This is a genomic window from Zarconia navalis LEGE 11467 (assembly GCF_015207075.1).
GTDB classification, from domain to species: domain Bacteria; phylum Cyanobacteriota; class Cyanobacteriia; order Cyanobacteriales; family Geitlerinemataceae; genus Zarconia; species Zarconia navalis.
Genome location: NZ_JADEXN010000384.1, coordinates 1 through 5,492, shown reverse-complemented (window position 1 = coordinate 5,492; position 5,492 = coordinate 1). Strand labels below are relative to the sequence as shown.

The 5,492-nt window shown below is 49.5% G+C and carries 5 protein-coding genes; 1 reads left to right on the top strand and 4 read right to left on the bottom strand.

Annotated elements, in window-relative coordinates:
- Nucleotides 1-105 precede the first annotated feature (105 nt).
- The 3 genes from IQ235_RS17580 to IQ235_RS17570 form a co-directional block, all read right to left on the bottom strand.
- Entirely contained in the window at nucleotides 106-1,104 is a 999-nt protein-coding gene (locus IQ235_RS17580) for a DUF8225 domain-containing protein (protein WP_264322726.1), read from the bottom strand.
- Between the two features lie 447 nt (nucleotides 1,105-1,551).
- Nucleotides 1,552-1,899, bottom strand: coding sequence for an MGMT family protein (locus IQ235_RS17575; RefSeq protein ID WP_264322725.1), 348 nt, complete (start codon nucleotides 1,897-1,899; stop codon nucleotides 1,552-1,554).
- Nucleotides 1,900-2,175: 276 nt separating this feature from the next.
- A complete protein-coding gene (locus IQ235_RS17570; protein ID WP_264322724.1) occupies nucleotides 2,176-2,859 on the bottom strand; it encodes a tetratricopeptide repeat protein in 684 nt (227 codons plus the stop codon).
- A 299-nt stretch (nucleotides 2,860-3,158) separates the two neighbouring features.
- Here IQ235_RS17570 and IQ235_RS17565 point away from each other — a divergent pair, with 299 nt between their 5' ends.
- Nucleotides 3,159-4,004: a uroporphyrinogen-III synthase gene (locus IQ235_RS17565; protein ID WP_264322723.1), complete on the top strand. Its 846-nt coding sequence runs from the start codon at nucleotides 3,159-3,161 to the stop codon at nucleotides 4,002-4,004.
- A gap of 16 nt (nucleotides 4,005-4,020) precedes the next feature.
- On the opposite strand, the gene IQ235_RS17560 is transcribed toward IQ235_RS17565, so the two are convergent.
- On the bottom strand, nucleotides 4,021-5,310 hold the full coding sequence (locus tag IQ235_RS17560; protein ID WP_264322722.1) for a glucose-1-phosphate adenylyltransferase: 1,290 nt from the start codon (nucleotides 5,308-5,310) through the stop codon (nucleotides 4,021-4,023).
- Nucleotides 5,311-5,492 lie beyond the last annotated feature (182 nt).

Sequence of the window (5,492 nt, the reverse complement as noted above, 5' to 3'; positions counted from 1 at the left end):
ATTGAGCGTGGGCGGGGGAAATCCCCCAGATCGACATTCCCAGGAATACAACCAGGGCAACAACCAGGGCAACAACCCCTCGAACGATCGCATTGTTTGCCGTCCTCATACCAGCACCTCCTGTCCGGTTCTCGCCCACAGGGGTAAAGCGGATTCGGGGGCGGTAATCACATCCACACCCACCGATAGCTGAGTTGAAACCTGGGTTCCCATGGTGATGGGACTGCCATCGAGGGTCAGACCGGGAACCACTTTCAGCACGGCCCGCCGTCCGCCGCGACTGACCTGCCAAATACCTCGATTGCCATCGGGATTAGCGATGGCAATGCGTTCGCCATCCACGGCCCAAATTCCACCCAGCTTGAGAATTTTGATGCCCACCGGGTCGGCTAAACTCAAGGCACGAGACCCCTGGGCTTGATTTTGGCAGGCAATACAGATAAAGGGGTCGGAGTTGCGCGCGCGCAGACAGCTGACGTTATCGCAAACCTCTGCCGGATCGATCTCGGGTTTGGGAATGCCGCACTGGTGGACGAGGGTAAACAAGGCGCTCATGGTATTTGCCCCTTGGGAGAGACAGAGAATCCCTTTCTCGCCGTTATTCCAGGGATTTTGGGGTAAGTGTTCGCGGAATCGGAGATCGCGATCTAAGGGGCGATCGGTATCTGTTCCGAGTAATTCGCGCACCGTTGGGTTGGCGCCGGGAATCACCGCTCGAATACCCGCAACGAGAGCATCGAAACTAACGCGAGCGAGAGCTTGGTAATACTCGACAAATTCTGTGGTAAATATAATCTCGGTGACGGCACCATTGCTATCTCTTTGGGTGTGCCACTCGACATATTCGTCCTGTAATTGGATGCGCTGTCGATCGATTTGGGCAACCGTTGCTACGGCCGATTTTGGGAATGCAATCCAGGAAACCGTCGAGGTTTGGGCTGGAGTTTCTGCGGTGAGTTTGCTGAAGGCTTCGATCGGGGTGAAGTTGGAGTTGGGAATGCGAGCGGAGTTCGTATAAAATGCTCGGACAATGTCTCGATAATACTCCAGAGCACCTTGACTGGCGAGTAAGTTAGAGTGGGTTGGGTCGGTATAAAATAACAAGGCTATCTCCTAATATTTGATTTTTATGAATTGGCATTGTGCCAGATTTAAGATCGGTCTTAAATTATCGTTTTTCATGCCTTTCTCATGTCTTAATCGTAATCTTTTTGCAACTTCAAGACAGTACCTAAGTAGGGTAATATTTCAGCTCGATCTAATTATTAAATTTTAGAAAAATAGGTCTTGTTTTCAAAAAAACAAGACTGTAAAATTTATTCCGATCTCAGAACTTTTTGGTTTGAAATTGAGTCGAATTATATTGAAGCGTACGATTTAATTCAACTTTTGGTACCTGGCTTTACTACTTCTTCAAGTCAAAATAGAAGATTCCGGAACTCTTTAATGTATTTTCATGAAAAGAGTCACGGTTAAAAATATAAAGTTCGAGATCGCGCTTAATTAGAACTAATTATCCGAACTTGATATAACAAATTGATAAGTCACGATTCACGTTCCGCCAGCCTCCCCAAAATCCCCTGATGCAAGCGGCTGCCACAAATACTGACGTAAATTAATATTGTCGCGATCGCCAAATTCAATGCCTTCGGCTTCCAAAAGCGATCGTTGGAGGTAATCGGTTCCCCGTCGCTGGGGAGAATGAGAAATTTCCCCCTTCGCATTCACCACCCGATGCCAGGGAATATCGTCTGCCATAGAGTCTACCCGATACAAGGCATATCCCACCAAACGCGCCCGACCCGGTAAATTTGCCAATGTTGCAACTTGTCCGTAGGTCGCGACTTTACCGGGGGGAATTTGACAGACGATCGCGTAAATTTGTTCGTAAACAGACATTCGCCAAAAAAATGAGTGAAGATCGCCCTGGCGATCGTAACCGATCGAGCGTCATATTTGGCTGCGAACCCTAAAACTTATCCCGAGTCACCTCAGTTCGACCGACGAATTGAAAAAGCATTCAACGATGGAGTTAGAAAAAAGCCATCTTCTAGATTCTCTCGTCTTTTTTCCTTATTTTTCCCAATGTTAAAATTCTGTCGAAATGCATCTTTCTCTAAAAGCAAACCCCGAAAAGACGATTCCTGCGATCTCCCCAACTTGCGGCTAACGTTCTCAGTCGAGTCGTGGTTGAAGGAGATTGATGTTGCTTCTGCCTAAGGAATGAGTCGGATCGAGGGAAACGGCCCGTTGGTAGGCTTCCATGGCGTCCTCTAGCCTCCCCAAACCTTCCAACACCAAACCCAAGTTATTCCAGATATCGGCATCGTTCGGTTTGAGTTCGATCGCCCGATTGTAGGCGGTGAGCGCTTCCTCGTTCCGTTCGAGGTAGTGCAGTGCCACCCCCAGGTTATACCAAGCAAGCACTTCTCCCATGCCCCCCCAGCGACCGTCACCCCGAATCGCTGCCTGACAGGATTCAACGGCTTCGGGATTTCGACCCAGACCAATGAGAACCGAACATCGATTCGCCCATGCCAGAGAATAATTCGATGTCAGTTCGATGGCTCGATCGTGGGACGCTAAGGCAGCTCGGAGTTGTCCGAGTTCGTCGAGTTTCGTGCCTCGGTTCGTCCAAGTCGTGGCATCTTCCGGTTTAATCTCCAAGGCGAGATCGCAAGCTTCTAGGGCTTCTCGTCCCTGACTTTCATAGCAGACATCGATTAAATAATCGTAGTCCCGAGTCAGTTGAGAAACTGCCTGCAAAAGCACGATCGAATCCTGTGCCCAGGCGGGTTGGGAGATAAGTGTCCCCAGCACGAGGGCAAGCAGCTTCGATCCGAAGAAAACAGGTTTCATAAATCGGTTAGTTCGCCAAGTGTCAAAGTAAACACTCCCTATCCTACCTGACACCGTACGCTTCCTCGATATAGGGGATGAATGGACAACGGACGACGAACAATTAACAATGGATAAGTTGCGATTCTTCCCCTCTCTCTCCTTACAAGGGAGTGCTTTTCACCATCGATACGTCACAATCGATACGATCGCTCGTTGGTGTCGAAGGAGATTTCAAGGGTTTTGCCTCCCCTGCCCCATTTCACACTGAATCTCAAAAAACATACACTTGTAAGTTCTACCCGTCCCCCGTCTCCCGAATGTCCCATCCTCACCGGCTCACTCCATCCCACCAACTTCCCCTCTGGGGTAAGCGCATCCTCATCACCGCGCCGCGAACCTATGCTTCGAGATTAGCGCAGCAGATCGTTGATATTGGCGGACTCCCGATTTTGATGCCCACCATCGAAACCTGTTGGCTGGAAGATTATACCGATCTCGATCGCGCCCTCCAACAGCTCGATCGATTTAATTGGATTGCCTTTACCAGTCGCAACGGCATCGATGCCGTTGCCGAACGCCTCGATCGTTTGGGGTTATCCCCATCGGCACTTACGAACTGCCGTTCGATCGCGATCGGTCGAGATGCCAGCAGACTCACCGAATTGGGCATTCGTGCAGACATGGTTCCCACCGAACCGAGTCCCCATGGAATTGCCATGGAACTCTCTGGCGTTGCCGATATCGCCTCCCAAAGCATCCTCGTTCCCGTACCCCAGGTCGTCGATCTTCGAGAACCCAATATTGTCCCCAACTTTATTGCCGCCTTGGAGAACTTAGGGATGAACGTCACCCGCGTACCGGCTTATACCACCCGGCGATCGCTCCCGAATCGCTACGAAATCGAACTAAATCTCGTATGTCAAGGTCAAATTGACGCGATCGCCTTCAGTAGCAGCGCAGAAATTGAAAGTTTTATTCGCACGATCGATTCCCCGCACGATTATGCGGGATGTGCGATCGCTTGTTTTGGTCCCTATACTGCCGCCAATGCCAAAAGATTAGGGATGCAAGTGGCGATCGTCTCTGAGGATTACAGTTCCTTTGCTGGCTTCGCCCGATCGATGGCGGAATTTTTTGCCCCATCGGACGGTCGAAACCCATAGATGCACGTAATGGACTTCAAATCACCGTTCCATCGGGAATTGTCGCATTTTTGAGCACGACGACAATGCCATTGCGAATATAAAATCCCAAACTCTCGCGATTGGATTCTTCCACCCGATCTTTATTCACAATTTGAACGTTTTGACCGATGCGAGCGTTTTTATCGACAATTGCACGACGAATCGTCGTCTTTGCACCGATACCGATTTGAATCTTGCTATCTTCTGCGTGAGAATTATGCTCTGCAAACGCTTGATAGTAGTCTGCGCCCATCAGCAGGGACTCTTCGATGACACAATCAGCCCCGACACGGGTACGAACCCCCAAGACCGAGCGATCGATCCGGCAATCTTTGAGAATGCATCCTTCCCCAATCATCGATTCGGTGACCCGAGAATTGAGCAACTTGCTCGGAGGTAAATAACGAGCGCGGGTATAAATCGGGGCATCTTTATCGTAGAAACTAAAAGGTGGTTCCGGTTGTTTCGTCAGCGCCAAGTTGGCATCGAAAAAGGCCTCGATGGTTCCGATATCTTCCCAGTAGCCATTGAATAAATAGGCCTGAAGATTGTAATCTCCTGCTGCACCGGGAATAATTTCTTTCCCGAAATCTGTTTGTTCGGGTGCTTGTTCGAGCAGATCGATCAAAGCGTCTTTCTTGAAAACGTAAATTCCCATCGAAGCGATATAGGGACTTTTTGCCGCTTGTTCGGCAGTCAATCCTAATGCTTGAGTATCCACTTCCATGGCTTTGAGAGCTTCACCCTTGGGCTTTTCGGCGAAGTCAATCACCCGACCGGCATCGTTGATTTTCATCAAGCCGAAATCCGAGGCCCGTTTTTCGTCGATGGGAACCACAGACAAGGTGACATCGGCGTTGGTTTCCCGGTGACGCTTGACAAATAGACTGTAGTCCATGCGGTAGAGATGGTCTCCCGACAAAATCAGGTATTCATCGACATCCCAATCCTTCAGCAGCCAGATATATTGGCGCACGGCATCGGCCGTTCCCTGGAACCAACCGGGGCTGTCAGAAGTTTGCTGAGCGGCGAGAATCTCGACAAAACCCTCGGTAAAGGTAGAAAAATTGTAGCTGCGATTGACATGTCGATTGAGGGATGTGGAGTTGAACTGGGTCAGAATGTACATCTTGTGGATGTCTGAATTGATACAATTACTGACCGGAATATCGATTAAACGATATTTACCTGCTAGGGGAACCGCAGGCTTGGCTCTGAGTTTGGTTAGGGGGTACAAACGAGTACCTGCCCCACCACCGAGAATAATGCCGAGAACTCTTTTCACCGAAACACCTCGCAACTGATATGGTCAAGTCTTAGTGTCCGATTGTCTGAGTTTCTTGGCAAGGGGTATTGCCAAATCGATTGAAATCCCCAGTAGCGGTATGTCGAGATCGATACTTTGTCCGTTTGGAAAAATGGGTAAAATGCAGGAGATCGATTTTCCACTGAGGTCAAACCGTTCGG

Excerpts from the sequence above, each read along its gene's own strand:
- IQ235_RS17575 (WP_264322725.1), bottom strand. The coding sequence starts at position 1,899 with ATGTCTGTTTACGAACAAATTTACGCGATCGTCTGTCAAATTCCCCCC.
- IQ235_RS17565 (WP_264322723.1), top strand. The coding sequence starts at position 3,159 with ATGTCCCATCCTCACCGGCTCACTCCATCCCACCAACTTCCCCTCTGG.
- IQ235_RS17570 (WP_264322724.1), bottom strand. The coding sequence starts at position 2,859 with ATGAAACCTGTTTTCTTCGGATCGAAGCTGCTTGCCCTCGTGCTGGGG.